This is a genomic window from Pseudoxanthomonas sp. CCNWLY206-1 (genome assembly GCF_039710385.1).
Classification (GTDB): domain Bacteria; phylum Pseudomonadota; class Gammaproteobacteria; order Xanthomonadales; family Xanthomonadaceae; genus Pseudoxanthomonas_A.
On the sequence record NZ_JBDKXI010000005.1, the window covers coordinates 379,062 to 398,841 of the forward strand.

Here is a 19,780-nt window from a genome sequence, read left to right on the forward strand (position 1 = left end):
CTAAACCCGCATCACCAGCGTAGCCGGCGATGCGCCAACGCATGCGTCAGGCGGTCATAGAGCGCCTGCGCTTCGGCCTCGGGAAGAAAGCGTACCCGCAGCGGCGGCACCATTCCCGTGGCACCCGCGGTATCCAGCCACAACGAAGCGGTGCCCAAGCGGCGGTCCAGCGGCGAGCGCATCAGTCGCAGTGTTTGCAGCTTGTCGATCTCGGCGAAGCGCCAGTGGCGCGACCACCAACCGCCACGTACCGCGACCAGACGATCGTCCACGTCGTAAGCCGCGCGCTGCGCCTGCTGGCGCGCGCTATACGCGGCAAAAGGTAGCCACAACAGCAGGCCAGCGGCCCAGGGACCCAATCGCCAGACCAGCACCGCCGTGAGCACCGGGGTAAGAACCGCAGCCGGCAGGAACAACCGCCACCAAGCCGCAACAGGCAATGGGCGCCAACCCTGCCGGGGCCATTCGGCCTGGGGAAGCAGGTGCGCTATCAGCGCATCGCAGGTTTCCGGCGTGGCGACGGGTGCGACTTCCTTCAGTGCACGTTGCTCGCTCGGGTTCGGTGTCTCGGCGACGGCCGTATCGATACGTACCGTGCGACGCTTGAGCAGCCGGTGCAGAACGCCTTCCTGCACTGTCCACGACTGAATGCGACGGCGCGCCACGCTGGTCCTCAACCGCGCCAGCAGCCCGCGTTCGACCATCAGCCGTCGCGGGTCTTCGCTCAGGCGAAAGCCATGGAACTGCAGCAGCGCCAGCACCACGGACAGCGCCCGCACCAACAGCAGGACCAGCACCAGCAACGACAGCGCGGCGGCGGCCATGGCAGCCCAGCCCCATTGCAAGTGATCGGCATAACCGAAGGCCTGCCGCGCGAAGTTCTCGATGAACCTGCTCATCATCTTTTCCGGCAGGATCTGCCAGGCCGCGCCGACGGCCGCTGCCACCACGATCATCCCGCGATTGGATATCAGTCCCAGGCGGACCACGTCGCCGGTCGAAAGCGCCAATAGCGTGTCGCTGTCCGGCTCAGCATCGTCGCCCGCTTGCTCGGCGATGTGGCCGCGGTGCTTGATCAGGTTTTCCAGGATCAGCGCATCGTCCAGGCTCAACACGCGCATCTGCGCTTCCGGCTTTTGCCCGCCCGCCGATTCCAGACGCACTTCGGCGACGCCGAAGAAACGGTGCAGCAACGACTGATGCACCACCACGTTGTGGATGCGCGCAAAAGGAATTTCACGCAATGAGCGATGAAGCCAGCCCTCGCGCACGCTCAAGCCATCCCGGCCCACGCGATAGCGATAAGTGAAGTACTGCAGGATGGAAAGGCATACCAGGACGCCGATCGCGATGACCGGGCCCATCTGCGCCCAGTAACCACCGTAGGCACCGCCACCACGGCCGCCGAACACCACCAGTGCCACCAGCGGAAGGACAAATTGCTTGAGCTGTTGAAGCAGGACGAACAGCCATGACCAGGGATGCAGCCGGCGTTCGCGCAGGAAAGTCTCTTCAGTGGCTTCCATCACAACGCGTCGTCGCGATCCAGCTGATGCGCCAGGCGATCGCGCAGGTGTTCGGCGTCCGCGGCGTCCAGTCCCGATACCGACACGGCGGCCATCTTGGTGCCGGCCGTATGGACGACCAGTGTGGACAGCTTGAGGCCGCGTTCCAGCGGACCGCGCTTCAAGTCCAGGTGCTGCACGCGGGAAATAGGCACCCGGATCTCGACCTGCCACCAATTGCCGCGACGCAGGGCGAAGCCTTCGTCGTCCAGCTGCCAGAAAGTGCGGCGATGGCGTTTGACGGCCACCCAGGCGCCGACCGCGGCTGCCAGCACCACCACGATGGGCATCGCCAACCAGGGTGAAACAAGATTCGTCGCCCTCGCCACAAAAAAACTGCCGAAGCCAAGCGGAAACACCAGCGCCATCGCACCGCCTACGGCCGCCAGCATGGCACCGCGGCGGGGCAGGGGCTGCCAGCCGCCATCGAAAACCGGCGGCGATGGCAGAAGCTGTTCTGCAGGAGGCTGCGGTGCGGATGCGGGCTCGGGATCGGTATCGATATCAGTCATCAGAGATTGCCTGTTCCCATTTCGCCAGTGTTGCGGTCCGGCACATCATCTTGTCCGGTTGCGTCATCGTCGAGCGTGCCACGGAGCGCTTCGGCGCTAACGGTGCGGAGCCTCCACCGAAATGCCGATGGGCGGCAGAGCGGCCATCGGCACGCACCTGTTTCCCCAAGCACTTCCCCCGGCTGCGCGCCTCAGCGGTAAGGATTGTCCTCGCCCTTGCCCGATGGCCGCAGCGTATAGCGTTTGTAGGTCCACTGGTACTGCGCCGGGTCGCGGCGGGCGATGCTTTCGACCGTGGCATTGAGCGCGGTCGTGGCGACGATCGCATCGGGATCCGCGATTTCCTGCGGAGCAGGACGCACATGGAGCGCGAAGTCCGGGCCCGGGCCGATGCGCTCGCACCAGGCGAAAAGAACGGTTGCTCCGGTGCGTTCGGCCAGCCGCGACACCAGCGTCATGGTCAACGCCGCCACGCCGAAGAACGGCGCGAATTCGCCGTCGCCCGCTTTCGGTTGCTGGTCAGGCAGGATGCCCACCGCGCCGCCGTCCTTCAGCACTTTCCACAACTGCCGCACCGCGGGGCCTTCGGCGCGCACCTGGCGGACGTTGTCGGCACCGCGGACACGCAGCAGGAATGCGTCGCCGATGGGCGATTCGGGCGGACGATAAACAATGGCGATGGGGCCGCGCGAAGACAGCCATTGGTTCAACAACTCCCAGTTGCCGAAGTGAGGCGCAGCGACAATGACGCCCTTGCCGGAAGCCAGCGCCTGGTCGTACAGCGCTTCGCCATGGCGCTCGCGCAGACGGGCGAGATTCTCGGCCGGGGGCCGGGTCCAGAAGCGCAGCGTCTCCAGCGCCTGCCGCGCGGTGGTGCGCAAGATGGCCTGATGCAGTGTTTGCCGCTGTCCCGGCAACAGATCGGGATAGGCCAGCTCCAGGTTCCGCCGCGCCACGCGGCTCTCCCTGGCATCGGCTTTCAACCAGACCCAAGCGATCAGATCGCCCAGTTTGTGCAGCCATGGCCAAGGCAGGCGCCCGATCAGGGCCGCCGCACGGTAGGCCAGGTCAGCCAGTGTTTGTGGTTTCATGCGGCCAAGTCTATCGGGTCAGTCTGGCGCGCGGTTCTAAGGCATGTTTTGTCGCCGTTGCTTGCTCGAAATCGGGGAGCCAGGATCGGGAGTGGAGAATTAAGAAGCCGAAAAGGCTCCGCTTTTGCATCCCCCTTTAACAAAGGGGGATGACCCGCCATTCGGCGGTTGTAAAGCATTTGAGGGGGATTTGCTGTTGCTCTTGAGAAAACAACAGCAAGAGCAAATCCCCCGTAGCCCCCTTTATTAAAGGGGGCAAAAGCGGAATGCTTCGCCACTCACCGTTCACCACTCACCCCATGCTCTCTCTCATCCAGCGCGTCACCCGAGCCTCCGTCACCGTCGACCACCAAGTCATCGGCGCCATCGGTCCGGGCCTGCTCGCCCTTGTCGCGGTGGAGCCCGGCGACGGCGAGGCCCAGTTCTCCCGCATGGCTGAGCGCCTATTGGGTTACCGGGTGTTCGCCGACGACGCGGGCAAGATGAATCGCTCCCTCGCCGATATCGGCGGCGGATTGCTGCTGGTCAGCCAGTTCACCCTGGCGGCCGACACCCGCTCGGGCATGCGGCCCAGCTTCACCACGGCGGCTCCGCCCGCCGAGGCTGAACATGGCTTCAACCGTTTGCTCGAAATATGCAGGCAAAAGCATCCGCCGGGGGTGGAAACCGGGCGGTTTGGTGCCCATATGGTGATCAGCCTGGTGAACGACGGCCCTGTGACCTTCCTGCTGCGCCCCTGAACAAACGTTTCCTTAGCCTTCGGGCTATCGCTGCTTTTTCAGGGACTTGGGAGGGCCCGGTGCGGTATAATGCTAGGTTCCTTACCCCTTTCCTGCCGGTGGCGCAATCACCCATGGCGACTGAACGTCCTGCCCAACAATCCGACATCAAGCTACTGATCAGCAAGGGCCTTGAGCAGGGCTACCTGACCTATGCCGAAGTCAACGACCACCTGCCCGACGATCTAGTCGATCCGGAGCAGATCGAAGACATCATCGGCATGATCAATGGCATGGGTATCGATGTGCACGAAGTTGCACCCGATGCCGAAACCCTGCTCCTGGCCGACGGCAACACCGGCAACCGCGAAGTCGACGAGACCGCCGCGGAAGAAGCCGCTGCCGCGCTGACCTCGCTGGACACCGAAGGTGGCCGTACCACCGACCCGGTGCGCATGTACATGCGCGAAATGGGCACGGTGGAACTGCTGACCCGCGAAGGCGAAATCGCCATCGCCAAGCGCATCGAGGAGGGCCTGAGCCAGGTCCAGGCCTCGCTGGGCAACTTCCCGTGGTCCATCGAACTGCTGCTGGAAGAATACGAACTGCACAAGGCCGGCAAGAAGCGCCTGGCTGAAATCGTGGTCGGCTTCAACGACATCGAAGAACCGGTGGAAGAAGTGCCGGTACCGGTCGAGGCAGTCGATGCCGATGCCGAAGCCGAAGACGACGAGGAAGAAGCCGCCGACGAAGTCGCCGAAGAAGCCGGCCCCACCGGTCCGGATCCGGAAGAAGTCGCCCGCCGCATGCAGGCGCTGGCCGACGGCTACACCAAGTTCAAGAAGTCGTATGCGAAGAACGGCGCCGACAACAAGGCCGTCGCCAAGTTGCGCACCGACCTGGCTGAAGTGTTCGTCACCCTGAAGCTGCCGCTGGCGTTGACCGATACGCTGGTCCGCAAGCTGCGCGAAGTGGTTGCACAGGTCAAGGATCACGAACGTCGCGTGCTGCACCTGTCGGCCAACGTCGCCAAGATGCCGCGCAAGGATTTCCTGCGCGCGTGGGAAGGCAACCAGACCAACCTGGGCTGGGTGGACGAAGTCCTGAAGCGCAAGCAGAAATGGTCGTCCGGTCTGCGCGACGTGAAGGATCAGATCATCGCCGAGCAGGAAGCCACCATCGCCATCGAACAAGCGATGCACCTGAGCCTGGCCGAGATCAAGGAAATCAGCCGTGCGATGGCCTATGGCGAAGCCAAGGCGCGCAAGGCCAAGAAGGAAATGGTCGAGGCCAACCTGCGCCTGGTGATCTCCATCGCCAAGAAGTACACCAACCGTGGCCTGCAGTTCCTGGATCTCATCCAGGAAGGCAACATCGGTTTGATGAAGGCCGTCGACAAGTTCGAATATCGCCGCGGCTACAAGTTCTCGACGTACGCCACCTGGTGGATTCGTCAGGCGATCACCCGTTCCATCGCCGATCAGGCGCGCACCATCCGTATCCCGGTGCACATGATCGAAACCATCAACAAGCTCAACCGCATCTCTCGCCAGATGCTCCAGCAGTACGGCCGCGAGGCCACGCCGGAAGAACTGGCGAAAGAAATGGACATGCCGGAAGACAAGATCCGCAAGGTGATGAAAATCGCCAAGGAGCCGATCTCGATGGAAACCCCGATCGGCGACGACGAGGATTCCCATCTGGGCGACTTCATCGAGGACACCAACGTGGAGTCCCCGATCGAGAACACCACCAACATCAACCTGCAGGAAACCGTCCGCGATGTGCTGGCCGGCCTGACCCCGCGGGAAGCCAAGGTGCTGCGCATGCGCTTCGGTATCGACATGAACACCGATCACACGTTGGAAGAAGTGGGCAAGCAGTTCGATGTCACACGCGAACGCATCCGCCAGATAGAAGCCAAGGCCCTGCGCAAGCTGCGTCATCCCAGCCGTTCGGAACAACTGCGCAGCTTCCTCGACATCGAGTAAGCACGCCGCGGCCCACCGCAGCAAACACAAAACGGCCCGCTAACCCGGGCCGTTTTTTTTGCGCCTGCCGCGGCTTCCTTCGCCTGTGCCCCATCTTTGTGGGAGCGACTTGCCGGTGCCGGCATGCCGGCACCACGCCCACAAGAATTCATCCACCTCGTAGAGCGGAGCTTGCTCCGCTGCTTTCGGCGCCGGCCTAAGAGCCTCACCCGTCATCCCAGCCACCAACAGAATGTCGCAGAGACATGCAACCTGCACTCGACGCCCATCAGCTTCACCCCCGCATCCGCGTTGTGCCTACGGTAAGCCGCCCCGCCATAGGCTCGATGCCACAAGGGAACCGTTTCCAACTCGGTCGCTTTAAGCCGTATGCATGACACTTACATGTAATCGACTAGACTCGCGTCGGGAACCCTGTCGCTGGAGAAAATGTGGATCGCCGGAAATTGCTTAAGGCGGGTTTTTCGCTGCCCCTGCTTGGTGGATTGGGTAGCTTGCCGCTGACCGCCCTCGCGGCCGTAGCGCGCGCTACGCCTTTCGATGCTGATACCGTCCCCAATCTGGCCCGCACATTGGCGGCCAGTGCCTATCGTCCACCGGACAGCGCATTGTCGTCTTCGCTACAGAAGATCAAATACGACCAGTACCGCGACATCCGCTACGATCCCAAACGCGCGATATGGCGCGGCACGTCATCGCCCTTCCAACTGCAGTTCTTCCATCGCGGTTTCTTTTTCAAGGAACGCGTGGATATCTCGCTGGTGGAAGATGGCCGTGCCGCACCGGTGGTCTATTCGCCCAAGCAGTTCACCTTCGGCAGTGCGCCAACGCCGACCGAAAGCGATCTGGACTACGCCGGTTTTCGAATCCATTCGCAGCTCAACAGCCCGGACTATTTCGACGAGATTTGCGCGTTCCTGGGCGCCAGCTATTTTCGTGCCGTCGCCAAGGGCCAGCACTACGGGCTTTCCGCGCGTGGCTTGGCATTGAAGACCGGCGATCCGGGCCCGGAAGAATTTCCGGTATTCAAGGCATTCTGGATTGAGCGCGCGCAACCCGGCGCCAAAGCCATCGTGGTGCATGCGCTACTCGATAGTCCCAGCGCGGCGGCTGCCTTCCGTTTCGTCATCCAGCCCGGCGAAGAAACGCTCATGGATATCCAGATGCGCCTGTATCCGCGCGTCGATCTGGATCGCGCCGGCATCGCGCCGCTAACCAGCATGTACTACTTCGATTCCGCCGATCGCGTGGGCGTGGACGACTTCCGCCCAGCCGTGCACGACTCCGATGGATTGGCCATGTCCACCGGCGGTGGCGAACAGATGTGGCGGCCACTGAAGAATCCAGCCGCGCTGCAGTTCAGCGCGTTCCAGGACCGCAACCCACGCGGCTACGGACTGATGCAGCGCAAGCGCAACTTCGCCGATTTCGCTGACACCGAAGCCCAGTACCAGAAGCGACCCAGCGCATGGGTGGAACCTGTGGGCGATTGGGGCGAAGGCGCAGTGACGCTGATCGAAATCCCCACCGCCGACGAATACAACGACAATATCGTCGCGTTCTGGCGGCCGGCGCAGCCCTTGGCCGCGGGCCAGGAGCATCGCTTCGACTACCGCCTGCACTGGTGCAAGGATCACGCGTGGCAACCCGAACTCGCCACCGTCATGGCAACGCGCATCGGCACGGTGCCGCACGGCGTTGGTGAGCCGGTGGACCCAACCAGGAAGCTGGTGGTGATCGATCTGATAGGTGGTCGCATGGCCCAACTCAAGGCCGACGCGCGCGTCGATACCGAGGTCTGGGCGTCGCACGGAAAAATTTCCAACGCCGTGGCATACGCCAATCCCGAAACCGGCGGCTGGCGCATGAGCTTCGAACTCAAGCTCGAGCCAGGCCGCGACGCGGAACTGCACGCCCACGCGTACGACACCCAAGGACGGCTGTCGGAAACCTGGCTGTACCGATGGACGCCCTAGACAGAATGGATGTACGAATCCCCGTGTCTCACTACGCATCGGCGCCGCAACTGCCACCGGAATCGCCCTTGCCGATGCCGCTGCAATCCCTCAGCGAAGGCCGCATAAGTCCGAACCAGCTTGCCAGCGAGCCGCCCGGCATGGGCGCTCGCCGGGCTATCGCGTTCGGCGGTGCCGGCGCGTTGACGTTGCTTGCCGTCTACCAGATTTGGTGGGTACTCGGGCGCGATGGCATCGGCGTGTTGGAGGCGTTGCTGCTGTTGCTGTTCGTCGCGCTGTTCGCATGGATCGCGCTGTCTTTCATCAGCTCGCTCGCCGGCTTCGTGCTGACGCTCGCGCAAGGCAAGGAGCGCCTGGGTCTTTCCAATGACGGCCCCTTGCCGCAAGTGTCCACCCGCACCGCGCTGCTGATGCCCACCTACAACGAAGATCCCGGACGTCTGCTGGCGGGATTGCAAGCCATCTACGAATCCGTCGCCGCCACCGGGCAACTGGCGCAATTCGATTTCTTCGTGCTCAGCGACACCACGCGCCCGCAAGTGATGCAGGCCGAAGAAGCAGCCTTCGCCGCGCTGCGCGAACGCCTGAGCGACACGCAGCAGTTGTTCTATCGCCGCCGCACCAGCAATGCCGAACGCAAGGCCGGCAACATCGCCGAATGGGTGCGGCGCTTCGGCGGCGCCTATCCGCAGATGCTGATATTGGACGCCGACAGCTTGATGACCGGCGACACCATCGTCAGGCTTGCGGCGGCCATGGAACAGCACGAGGATGTTGCGCTGATCCAGACGCTGCCGATGATCGTCAACGGCAACACGCTGTTCGCGCGCATGCAGCAGTTCGCCGGCCGCGTGTACGGTCCCGTGGTCGCGCGCGGCGTGGCCTGGTGGCACGGCGCGGAAAGCAATTACTGGGGCCACAACGCCATCATCCGCACGCGCGCATTCGCTGCGCATGCGGGCCTGCCGGAACTGCGCGGCCACAAACCATTCTCCGGCACCGTGCTGAGCCATGACTTCGTCGAAGCCGCGTTGCTGCGGCGCGCCGGCTGGGCACTGCACATGGTGCCTACACTGCGTGGCAGTTACGAAGAAGGCCCGCCCTCGCTGACCGACATGCTGGTGCGCGACCGGCGCTGGTGCCAAGGCAATCTGCAGCACGGCGCGGTGCTGACCGCGCGCGGACTGCATTGGATCAGCCGCGTGCATCTGCTGACCGGCATCGGCCACTACTTCACCGCACCCATGTGGGCCATGCTGATGCTGATCGGCTTGGCGATTCCGCTGCAACAGGCGGGCATCAACCTCGAGCAACTGCGCATCGAAGGCTTCACCCCATCGGTCTACTGGCGCGGCGGCGATCCCGAGCGCTACCTCTGGGTGTTCTCCTTCACCATGGCCGTGCTGCTGGCGCCAAAAGGGATGGGTTACCTGGCGACATTGGCGGACACCGAAACCCGGCGCGGCTGCGGTGGCGCCATCCGCATTTTCTTCAGCATGCTGCTGGAAACCGTACTCGCCGCACTGATGGCGCCCATTACCATGTATCGCCAATCGCGTGGCGTGGCGGAAGTGTTGGCCGGAAAAGATTCCGGCTGGGAAACACAGCGCCGCGACGACGGCAGCCTGCCGCTGTCCAGCCTGATACGCAGCTACGGCGGCCTGAGTCTGGCCGGCGCACTGACCGGCGCCGCCGCCTACGCCATCTCGCCCGCGTTGGCCGCCTGGATGGGCCCCGTCATCCTGGGCCTGATACTGGCTATTCCGCTCAACCTGCTGACCTCATCCACCCGCGCCGGCCAATGGCTGCGCCGCATCGGCCTGATGAGGATTCCCGAAGAATCCGCACCGCCCCCCGTACTCGCACGCGCGCTGGAACTGCGCGAATCGCTCGCACTGTCGCCCCCCAGCGACCCAAGCAACAACTGACGGATCCACCGGCGTCCCGCTACAATTACGCCACGGGCCCATAGCTCAATGGTTAGAGCAGAGGACTCATAATCCTTTGGTTCCAGGTTCGAGTCCTGGTGGGCCCACCATATCGCTGTTCGACCAAATTCAACTGTTCCTGAAACCATAAGTTGACCGCTTTGGCCAACTTATAGTGTCAATGAAGCCATAAATTGGCCTAGCTCGGGCAGCCAATCCCTGAAATCAATTACTTAGGCAACCGCGTCTGCGTGGTCGCGGGCCTAAGCTTTGGCCATGACATTGCTTGGCCAGAGTCTGCTCCCGACCCAAAGCAGACACCTGTTGAGAGCGCCAGGCGGAGTCATTGACGGGTATGGGCAGCGTCTCTGGGCCTAGCTATACGTCGGCTTGTTAGCCGGACCCAGTCAGCCTAAGATCAAGCACAGCATCAAGGGGATAGCGCGCCATACGGTGCACTGTGGATAAGTCGTATAGCCGGACCCCGAGGTCCGGCTAATAGGTAGTTTGGCTGCATACGAGCATCTATGTCACCGATTACTTCAAGCGAAATATCCGGGGCATTTTTCTCCCTAGACAAGGCACTTAAGTCGCGTTGGAAGCACTTCGTCGAGTTAAGAGAAACTGTTGCAACATACAAGCCGAAGACAGTCCAAGAGTACGAGTCCGAGTGCGCGCAGTTGGTAGCAGAGCTTCAACAAAACGACCCAAGTGTCTCTGATGAGCTGGCTGCAACGCGCCTTTCAGTTCTCTTGCAGCGTTACTTGCCACCGCACGTGCAGAGATTTATCGCTCTCAGCGACTTAGTCATGTCCGAGTACGTGATCGTGGCTTTTCTGTCGCACGCGCTATGCGAGTCTCAGATCAATGCAACCCTGGCTGTTGGTTTGGCCGACAAGGATTTGAGCGATCTGTTCGCAATCCATGAACGAGCGGACTTCCTAGAAAAATGGCTCAATGGGCCAAAGTCGCTTGATGCAAATTACTGCTTACCAAAGGGTGGCGCTTTGTTCGAGACGCTAAAACGCCTTAATGTCCAGAGAAATGCTTTCTTACATCACAAGATCAGCCTGTCCGTAAATGGCGCCCAAGTCCACCCTGGAACCAGAACGGCCAATACCACTATTAGTAGCAACCTAGACTGGATCCATCGGTACTTCAGCCTCCCATATGATCTCGCGCGACACATCGAGAAACACTCGCCGGCAAATCATATTTCCTATTTTTTCAACCATGATCCAATTAGTCCTGTAGCACCACATGCTGCAGCCTCATTCAAGCCGAAGCCGCTTCGCGGGTCGGCTTAATTCAGGCATTAGGTTGGCTTGGAAATATCGTCGCAAACGCACCTCAGGAGGCACGGGCAGCCCTCGTTCTGCTATCTGTGCGGCCGAGCACTCTCTGGGCCTGACTCAGTAGATCGCGACCACTGCCCGCCGAAGGGTTTATTTTCGCCCAGCGACCGGATCAACTTTCCAGTCATCCTTCCAACCCATAAGACTTGCAACCATCAATGGCACGGTGTAGATGAGCTAGTAGGCATACTCACCGACGCGCTTCACAGTCGAAAGAAGAGCCAGGACGAAAATGTCACAAAACGCCTAGACGCACATTGGCTGCCGTTCAACGGCAAGCGGGTCGCGGCTGTTAGCAATGTACCACTCGCGGCAATCGGTCTCCGCGTCGTCCGCGGCATGCATGCGCTTCTCTACAAGTCGTACCTTCCGCTTCAAACACGGAACAGTATTCATGTGCCCCTCCCGGCTGCGGACCGTGAGACCGGCCAACCTCAGCAACCACTCGATCAGGCGTTTGTCTTCTCCGGGGCCGTTCGCAGGGCTCTGCTAACCAACAGCGCTGATTTCATTACTGCCTACAACGACAATTTTCGGTACGCATGCGTTTGGGATCACCTGGAGGGCGGCGTACCTTTTTGCATCTTCGCGTTCGACATCTACGCCTTCCACTATCTCAGCCCCGCCGTCACTAATTTCCCAAAATGTTTTGTAGGTATGTACATACCGGCAACAGTCCCCGCCACCGCATCATGGGCGTCTAAGGTAGAGTTCAAAGTTGATCGCGGGGAGTTGCTAGATCCCTGGCTGCGAACCTAACAATTCGTCCAAGCGACGCCGCTTAGCGGCGCGGCTTAACTAAGCTGTTGACCACATTGCTAACAAACACGGAGGTTCACCAATGAGCTACTTAGTTTTCTGCACTTTTGATCTGAAGAATGCGAGCAGTCAGGACTATAAGGACGCTTACGCTGATCTTGGGCAGATAGGTTTGACCAAAGTCCAGAAGTCGGACAAGGGTGGTGATGTCGTCATCCCAACAACTTCGGCCATGGGTACTTTCAATGGCAGTAGCTCAGGGGAGGTTCGCGATTACGTGCGAGACAAAGTTAAGTCTGCGTTTGCCGCTCGCAAATTCAAGTCGGAAATATTCGTTGCAGTCGGGCAGAGTTGGGCATGGGGCGCTGCTAGTACTTGATGCGGAGCCTAGCAATTCATGCAAGCCGCGCACGCTTCGTGGGTTCGGCTTAGTTCGCTGATGTTCGTGCCTGGCCGAGAGCAGACACACAAGATTTAAGCCGAGGACGAGATCTTACCATCTCACCGGAGGTCAGTCAGCCGCGCCGGCCCGTTTCGCCACGCCAGTTCAGCTGGAGCGCAGTAGGCTTCGCACAACGTGAACGGGGGCGCCGGAGCGTTCTACTACGATCCGCACGAACTCTCTCTCGGTGACCTGGCTGCGTTTTGCATGTAGGGCGCGAATCGCTGAGATGGCCTTACGCCTGAGTCTAGTCGCTTCCTGATTCTTCCACTCGTGATACTTGCAAGACAGCTTTCTAGTGAGTGAAGAGAAGTTCGACCACGCGGCATGATGAGAGAAGTCCCTTGCCCTACAAAAATCCCGCACCGACGGATATGGTGGTGCGGACCGAAGAACCTGTAATAGCTCCTGCTCAAACCAGGCAGACCTCTCCTCGCGTCGTAGAGAGGATGGCCTCCGCTTACGGTCCGGGAGAGCCCTGCCCACTCCGAGTGGAACACGTTTGGCAGTCCCTTCTGGATCCGATAGAAGATCGACTATGTCAACCTCGAAGTACACCGATACAGCAATGAGCGAAGTTAGCTGGGGGCGTGCGGGATAGGTTCGATGGTGAAAAAGATCGCCGAGATCATCTGCAACCTTACCCATGTCGACTTCAACGGAGGAGAGAAATCTTTGCAGGGGAAACATCGCAATTTGGCTAAGGTTAGGTAGGCTCTCGATCAAACTATGTATCTGATGCTCGCCGAACGAAGGGTTTGGCGCGTAGTTTTGCTTGTCACGTTGTGATGCGAGGCTTTGTCCACAGGATGAGCATCGATGTAGCTCAATGGATGCCGTATCGTTCTTCTGCATACTTCCGCAGTAAGGACAGTTGCTGACCAAGATGTGCCGGTGGAGGCTGCATCGCACAGAAGCCTGAATTCGCCAGAGCAGCCGATCATAGGCGGGGCCGCCGGCGGCAAGATCATCTCGATAGCAAGCCGGGCACCATGCCCGATAGTGTTTAACGGACCCAATGTAATTGGCGGCGCATACATCTTTCAGCGCAACAAGCGTGCAATCCGAGTAGTTCGCGCCGATTGCGTCACAAAGGGCGTTCAGACCGAGGGCGACATTCTCGCTATAGCCGTCCCAGCGCAGTTCCTCGCATCTGGGGAGGTGTTTCTGATGCTGTTTAGCCCACCAACCACGAAGATGCGTTATGAACTGGTGGCGTGTGACTCCGTGTGCGACAGCTAGGCGATGAAGCAGTGAGGAAAGACACTCTACTGACGCCGTTCCGGCAGCCGCCGGCTTGACCGAAAAGTACGTGGTCATGAGGATCTCCTCCCCCGGCAGGTGGGGTCACGGTGAGGGTTGCGTCGACCGGGCATTCTCTTTTGCTTTGTAGTACGCGCCGAGCTGGTTGTGTCTTCCGGTGCGCTTATGCGTAGTCCTGCGGATCCATTCTCAATGGGCGAAAGAACGCTCTCGCCAAACTCGATCTCGCTAGCGATCTCCTGCACTTGTTGTTTGTATCGCGCATTGCGAAAGTGGTCCCGGCAGAGCTTGTGATGGTCCAACGAGGACATCTGCGCCAAGGCCAGAAGCACCCAGTTCCCAATCAGACCACAAGATCCCAAGGTGCCCGAGTAGATGAACTCTCTCATTGAGAGAAGTGAATGGCCCTTCGCCCAAGGTAGCATCCTGTCGTATGAGGCAAGGATGCAATCAAAGTCACGTATGCTTTGTGGATCTCGCTTGTAGCGCGAAAACTCAATAAGCGATAGGCGCCCGTTCAAATGTGCGGAACAAAAGCAAGCCCTCAGCAATTCGTATCCGCCAACAAGAAATATCAATGCGCCCGTTTCGTTTCCGAGGCATTTTAGCGACTCAAGGGCGGCCTCTTTGCCAGCGCGATTCTTGACGCGCAAGAGATGGTGCGCTTCGTCAAAGATGATTAACCTTGTCTCTCGGTGTTCTATGGCTTTCCTAAGACGGAGCCTCGCATCGGTCTCTGTTTGCGATAGTCGTAAACGGTGGTCATCATCGGTATAAAACGGGTGTTCGAGCTTGACGAGTAGGTCGAGAGTGATATATCGGGTGGAAGCGAATCCGCTGTCTGTTCGGCTGCAGTCCGCTACTGTGTAAGGCACAGTTCCTTCAGAGCGCACCGGGTAAGTTTGACTTGCAGCATCGCGAATGGCGGCACTTTTTCCAACGCGCGTGGGACCAACCATTGCTATCACTGAGCCGCGGGGCATGAACGATATTCGGCTGATCGCCGCGTTCACAGCCTGCATGTAGTTAGGGTGTTGAAAGCGGGCGTTCTCAATCGCGTCCTTCAAGGAGCCCATCACGAGTTCTCCTTGCCATTTGTGTAGGGAGTAATGTTCTCAGCGAGGGGTGGTAGCGATGTGTCGGCAGAATAGGTTGGCGTTTTTTCGATCCTGGGCGCGACCATAGTTCGGGATGTATAAGCCCACTTGCGGGCGAGTTTCGCGCCCTCTAAAGCTTTCTTTTTTGTCTGTCGTGAACGAACATCTGGACACTCCATCAACAGAATGGAATCTAGAGCCGACGTGAAGTCCTTGCTGAGTTCAGATCTGCCTGATGGGCCGTGATGGCAAATAACCACCTCGCCGTCGATCTGTACGTAGATTCGGTTCTTGTCCCATGGTTCCTCGGATGCCTGCAGCGACTTCCATTGGTATCGGTTGTCAAAGAGTCGCGGGTTGCTGAACCAGCGATTGAGGTGGCGTACTCCCCGCGCAGGATCTACGGAGAGCTTTCTCTTGATCGGCATGGCAGTTATCGCCAGCAGCTGGTCGTCGAAGGGGGCTGGTTGCCCACTTTCGGGATACATGGCAAGAGAACGTTTCGCTAGGTCTGATCGAGATTCTGTTGATTCAGCTGAGGACTGGTTATTGAAGTACTCGAATGTGAACTCTTCAAGTGCAGCATGCAGTGCGTAGAGATTCCAAGTGGTGCGTTTTCTGCCTTTATGTGTGGCGGACGCGGAGCGTCCCCTAGAGTCGTTTGCGGTGTTGCCAGGTTGGGTGTAGAGAAACGCCTTAACTGATCGAAACCAGCTCTCTATAGTTCCTCCGAAGCGGGGGCATCCTGGTGGTCTGCTTTGCTTCGAAACACCAAGACGGGCTAGTGCAATTTCGAAGTAGGAAGAGTGGAACTCCGCGCCATTGTCAACCACGATGGTCTCGGGAAGCCGGCCGTGACGTCGCGAACAGTCACGAAGCACGCTCAGGCAGCTATTTCGATTCGGTGACCGGAAGCTGAGTGAGAGCGCGAGGACCATACCTGTGGATTGGTCACGCATTGCCGTCAACCACGGACGTTTTGTGTAGAACGCGTCGGTTGGGTCGACCTTCACGTGCAGGTCGCATAAATAGTGGTCGACGTGTGCTCTCTCGAAGAATCGAGCTGGCGAAAGATGCCGTACTCGTGGATCAACAGGATTGGCGGCCGCCGCCGCCGACCTCGGCCCGCTTCTGGCTTGGGCTGCCAGCTCCGTTGGAACACGGTTGCAACGTTGCAGAAATGTCGTGTACGAAACAGGGATAGCTAGGGACGGAAGCTGTCCCCCACGCACAGCTAGTGAATGGTCGAGCAAGTACTGAGCGTAAGCCGCAGATATATTGACGTACTCTGGCTTGAGGTAGTGCTCACGGATGGAATGAGCGCATAAGTCTTCTTCGCTACTCGACAGCCTAGCTCCTCGGTTGCCTTTCTGCTGATGGCGTGGGCGCAAGGATATTGGATTCCCGTCTGCGTGACTTAGGGTGCTTCGCCAACGACGCAGCGTGCGGGGGGAGACCGAATGTTGCGAAGCGCCGCGTAACGCGACGACGCGCGCATGAGTTTCTTTGAGCTCTCTATCAGAGAGTTGTTCGATGCTTAATGGACTGGCGCCAAGGCCATCTGCTGCAATGTAATAGTCCGAGAGCGCTATATGGTTTAAGGAGACTAGGCAATCGTTGGGTGCGCTAAGGCGGCACCGGTTGAGATCAGTGGATAGATCGCCTTGATCAATAAGTCTGATAACGGACGAGGCGGACTGAATGCCTGCTTTTGCCATAAGCTGGCCAAGGCTTAGCACCGTGTCTGGTCTTAGCCTTAACAATGTTCTAGCCAGAGCTCGCATCTCTCTAGCGTTAGGGTGACTCCCTCTGATTCTCAGCAGCAACTCGCAGTTCTCGATCCGCCTACGGTCTTTAGGGCTACCAACGTGGACGACATGCTCTAGACCAAAGTCCCCAAAATAGTCACGTGCTGCTAAGTCGCATGCGCGTCCTCCGCCCCAAGTCCAACGCTCTGGCTGAGTTGTGGAAAGCGTCTCGCAATCCTCCGCTGTTTTAACTTGAACGATCTTGGCCTTGCTCTCGCCCAATAGAAGGAAGTCTGGGACGTAAGGGATGCGACATGCGCGTCCGCGGGAGTCCTTGGTCATGACAGTTACGCGGGGAGGTTGGTCCCAGTACTCAACTACTTCAGAGTCATATTCCAGCTGGACCGCTAAGGCGTGCTCTTCTGAGCTTTCCAGTGAGACCACCCAACCCATCTTGCGGCTGGGATATCGCCAGATCGTGTTGCGCAATCGGCTTGAGTCGACCTTGCGAGCCGGAGGGTTGTCGCGTGTATTGCGGATGTAATCGGCTGCGAGGGAAGAGAGGTCGAGTCGCTTGATGTACGAGTCGAACTCGCTGGCTGACATAGGCATAACTCCTCCATTGCCGCTGACTCGGCGGCCAGCGGACAGAAAAAGCGAAGGCGCGCGGCAGTGCCGCGGGGGCTTGACTTTCCGGGAGGGCTGCTCTCAATATGGCAGCAACGGGTGACTAACCGTTTGCTATGCCCAAGGCCGCACACTGCAATGTGCGGCCTTTTCTATTGGGCGCCCGACGCTTGAGCTAGCTCATGGGGCGATCTCCTCTATTCAGCGAATGCCGCAGCCAGCCGCAAACCTCCTCTCGGGAGGCAAACCATCCGCGGCGGCCGGGAATCTGAAACATTTGTATGGCGAGTCGACCGGAGCGCCTGGCTTTGGCTAAGGCCTCTCGTGTGGGAAAGCCCATCAATCGGGCGGTGTCGGCTGACGAAAGAATCGGACTATCAGGGAGGGTCACGCCTAGAGGCGTCAGACCCCATGGATACTGCCCCGTATGGTCAGAACCGGGATTTGAATGACCAGGCATGCTTGGGGACTCTCTATCCGGTATTCTGGAACCCGTATAGCGCATCCTTCCATTTAGCGCAAGTATTTGATTTGTAAGATATATTTATATCAGACTTATTTTGATCGCGATGCTCACAAGCCGCTTCAGGCTGGGCTACTAAGGAGCCAACATGGGCGATGTCCTCCCGTTCCCACCCGTCTCTAGGGCCGTGGGCTATAGCAACGAAGGGCTCGAAATATTGAAAGGACTGGAGCCTGTTAGGCGGCGATCGAGGGTGACCTGGCTCGGGGAAAGCGCCGCTCCCCAAAATGCATTGTTTGAGCTCTCGCGAATCCTTCAGAGCAATCCACAACTTAAGGCGATGAAGGTCCTAGACTGCTATGGACAGGAAATAATCTTATGGGTTGACGGTCTGCCGCCGGAGTATGGGTGATCGACTAGGCGTCATCTCAGCTGACCAGTACTATTTAGGTTCAGAGCATTAGCACGGATAAAGAACTCGGCTGTAAGTAAATGACAGTGGCAGCGATCAAGCCGAGGCCTGGCTAGATCGCCTCGTTACCGTAACGACGGTGACTATTCCCATGTACTTCCCGCGTCCTGTCAGCGCTTTTTGAATTGCAGGTGGCCGGTCAACTCCTCAAGCAATGGATCCTCATCCAATGCTTCAGTCCTGCCTGATGTTTGCTGTGACGCGGCTAGCTCGAAAGTTAGGAGGGAGAGGGTCGCCCCATGTTTGGGCATGTGACACGCTTCTTCGTAGCAGCTATAGGATATGGCTGCATCACTGGAACTCCAATCGGATGCATCCAACTCCGCACTTTCGAAGATGGATCGATTGGCGTCCGCTAGTGAGGCAGCGGAGCCGGATGGAGCCATCCCTTCTTGGATATAGATCCCAGCCTGTCGCAGGGCCGCTGAAGTGATGACGTGCTGGATGCGTCCCTGCTCGCAGTAGACATAGGCCAGCATCTCGCGCGAGGCTCTAACAAAGCAGGACGCTAAGCATTGGCGAGAAGCCTGGAAATGCTCACAAAGTTCATGGAGCACGTCGATAGAAAAGCGTGCTTCAACCACTAACGGTCTGAGCAAATGGTTTGGCACCAAACACTCTGCGGCGAAGGTGTCGCACAAGCGTTCTTCGATCGGCCGCCCGCGGAAGCGCTCTAGTTCATCAGATGGCACCTTCTCGCCATGCTTCGATGGTAGTTCGAGCAAGTGATGGGCCATCTCGTGGAGCACCGTAAATCGCTTGCGAGCAGGGTCATCATTCTGATTGACGACGATAAAGATCTTGGTCCCCAAGTCCAGCGTATTGCCAGCCTGACCGGGAGCTAGCTCACGCTCGGCTACTTCCATCCCATGCTTTCCCGCCAGTGCATAAACATCGATTGGCGCGGAAGTGATTTGTCCAACGAGCTTCCGAGCCCGACTGATGGCGGTTAGTTCGTCCATGAAAAATCCTTAGGGCTTTAGAGACTTCACCATATTAATGAGCTGAAGCCAGGCCTCTGGGGTGGTTGGGCGCGACCCACGAAAGCTCATGGTGGCGACAGGCTCGAAATCTTCGATTGGAATATCGGGTCTTTTTACGATGAGCTGATAGAGGCTGTCTTCGATCTTCGTCTTGACAAGCAAGCTGGCGATCTCCCGCTCGCGGCTTGTCGCGCCTAACGCGGTAGTTAACTTTTCGAGGGTTTCGGGGGAGGGGGCGATCCGGTCTCCCTTCTCTAGGCGCCAGATGTAAACGTGGCTTAGATCACCAGCCTTTTCTTCTAACTGCCTGAGGCTAAGGTCTTTTTTTTCCCGAAGCTCGGCAATGTAAGTCCCGAAATCCACTCAAACCCCTGGTGCTTGCAATGCGTGTGAGGGGAGTATAGGCTGTTGCCTGAGTTAGAAACAACCCGTCGTCACAAAAGCGGTTTTTTTCTGCGGTGTTGCCTGGCTTCGAAACGGCCTCTTGTGGGCCTTTTTGCTGACCAATCTGTTGCCTGGAAATGAAACGAGGAGAAGGATATGAGCAAGACAAGTGGATTGAAGCCCGGCCAAGCAGCTCCTGCCTCAGGCCAGTACCAGATCATCGGACCGCGTGGTGGCAAAGGACCGGAGCGGACAGTGGTACGACACGAGCCGCTACCGCCCACGCCCAGCCCCAAATCAAGTTATACCCTGGTAGACCGGACCAGGACCAAGTAGTGCGCGCAGAGCGTCGCAGCTCCTGCGACGCTCTGTGATTGAAATCACGCTTGCGGCGGCACCGAGTTT

At 59.0% G+C, this 19,780-nt stretch carries 12 protein-coding genes and 1 tRNA gene; 7 read left to right on the forward strand and 6 right to left on the reverse strand.

All coding sequences use genetic code 11. From position 1 onward, the window contains the following. Window positions 1-11 precede the first annotated feature (11 nt). The 3 genes from AADW18_RS13855 to AADW18_RS13865 all read right to left on the reverse strand — a co-directional run bounded on the left by AADW18_RS13855 (window position 12) and on the right by AADW18_RS13865 (window position 3,168). Window positions 12-1,526, reverse strand: a complete 1,515-nt coding sequence (locus tag AADW18_RS13855) for a PH domain-containing protein (protein WP_337343965.1) — start codon at window positions 1,524-1,526, stop codon at window positions 12-14. Next, window positions 1,526-2,077 carry a PH domain-containing protein gene (locus AADW18_RS13860; protein ID WP_337343966.1) on the reverse strand — a complete coding sequence of 184 codons (552 nt, stop codon included), beginning with the start codon at window positions 2,075-2,077 and terminating at the stop codon, window positions 1,526-1,528. Before AADW18_RS13860 ends, AADW18_RS13855 begins: the two co-directional genes overlap by 1 nt. Window positions 2,078-2,268: 191 nt before the next feature. Then, a complete protein-coding gene (locus tag AADW18_RS13865) occupies window positions 2,269-3,168 on the reverse strand; it encodes a lauroyl acyltransferase (RefSeq protein ID WP_337343967.1) in 900 nt (299 codons plus the stop codon). Window positions 3,169-3,467: 299 nt separating this feature from the next. On the opposite strand from AADW18_RS13865, the gene dtd reads away from it, so the two are divergent. The 7 genes from dtd to AADW18_RS13900 all read left to right on the forward strand — a co-directional run bounded on the left by dtd (window position 3,468) and on the right by AADW18_RS13900 (window position 12,275). Continuing rightward, window positions 3,468-3,908, forward strand: coding sequence for a D-aminoacyl-tRNA deacylase (gene dtd, locus AADW18_RS13870; protein ID WP_337343968.1), 441 nt, complete (start codon window positions 3,468-3,470; stop codon window positions 3,906-3,908). 113 nt (window positions 3,909-4,021) lie between these two features. Further along, window positions 4,022-5,878, forward strand: a complete 1,857-nt coding sequence (gene rpoD, locus AADW18_RS13875; RefSeq protein WP_337343969.1) for an RNA polymerase sigma factor RpoD — start codon at window positions 4,022-4,024, stop codon at window positions 5,876-5,878. Window positions 5,879-6,309: 431 nt separating this feature from the next. Continuing rightward, window positions 6,310-7,854, forward strand: coding sequence for a glucan biosynthesis protein G (locus tag AADW18_RS13880; protein ID WP_337343970.1), 1,545 nt, complete (start codon window positions 6,310-6,312; stop codon window positions 7,852-7,854). A 5-nt stretch (window positions 7,855-7,859) separates the two neighbouring features. Then, window positions 7,860-9,782: a glucans biosynthesis glucosyltransferase MdoH gene (mdoH, locus tag AADW18_RS13885; RefSeq protein WP_337344008.1), complete on the forward strand. Its 1,923-nt coding sequence runs from the start codon at window positions 7,860-7,862 to the stop codon at window positions 9,780-9,782. A gap of 34 nt (window positions 9,783-9,816) precedes the next feature. After that, a tRNA-Ile gene (locus AADW18_RS13890) sits at window positions 9,817-9,892 on the forward strand. A 417-nt stretch (window positions 9,893-10,309) separates the two neighbouring features. Then, on the forward strand, window positions 10,310-11,089 hold the full coding sequence (locus AADW18_RS13895; protein WP_337343971.1) for a hypothetical protein: 780 nt from the start codon (window positions 10,310-10,312) through the stop codon (window positions 11,087-11,089). Between the two features lie 889 nt (window positions 11,090-11,978). Further along, window positions 11,979-12,275, forward strand: coding sequence for a hypothetical protein (locus tag AADW18_RS13900; RefSeq protein ID WP_337343972.1), 297 nt, complete (start codon window positions 11,979-11,981; stop codon window positions 12,273-12,275). Between the two features lie 2,401 nt (window positions 12,276-14,676). Here the strand turns inward: AADW18_RS13900 and AADW18_RS13905 are convergent. From AADW18_RS13905 to AADW18_RS13915, 3 genes are all read right to left on the reverse strand, one after another. Continuing rightward, a complete protein-coding gene (locus AADW18_RS13905; protein WP_337343973.1) occupies window positions 14,677-15,711 on the reverse strand; it encodes a hypothetical protein in 1,035 nt (344 codons plus the stop codon). A gap of 2,407 nt (window positions 15,712-18,118) precedes the next feature. After that, on the reverse strand, window positions 18,119-18,970 hold the full coding sequence (locus AADW18_RS13910) for an ImmA/IrrE family metallo-endopeptidase (RefSeq protein WP_337343974.1): 852 nt from the start codon (window positions 18,968-18,970) through the stop codon (window positions 18,119-18,121). Window positions 18,971-18,979: 9 nt separating this feature from the next. After that, window positions 18,980-19,354 carry a helix-turn-helix transcriptional regulator gene (locus AADW18_RS13915; protein ID WP_337343975.1) on the reverse strand — a complete coding sequence of 125 codons (375 nt, stop codon included), beginning with the start codon at window positions 19,352-19,354 and terminating at the stop codon, window positions 18,980-18,982. Window positions 19,355-19,780: the final 426 nt, after the last annotated feature.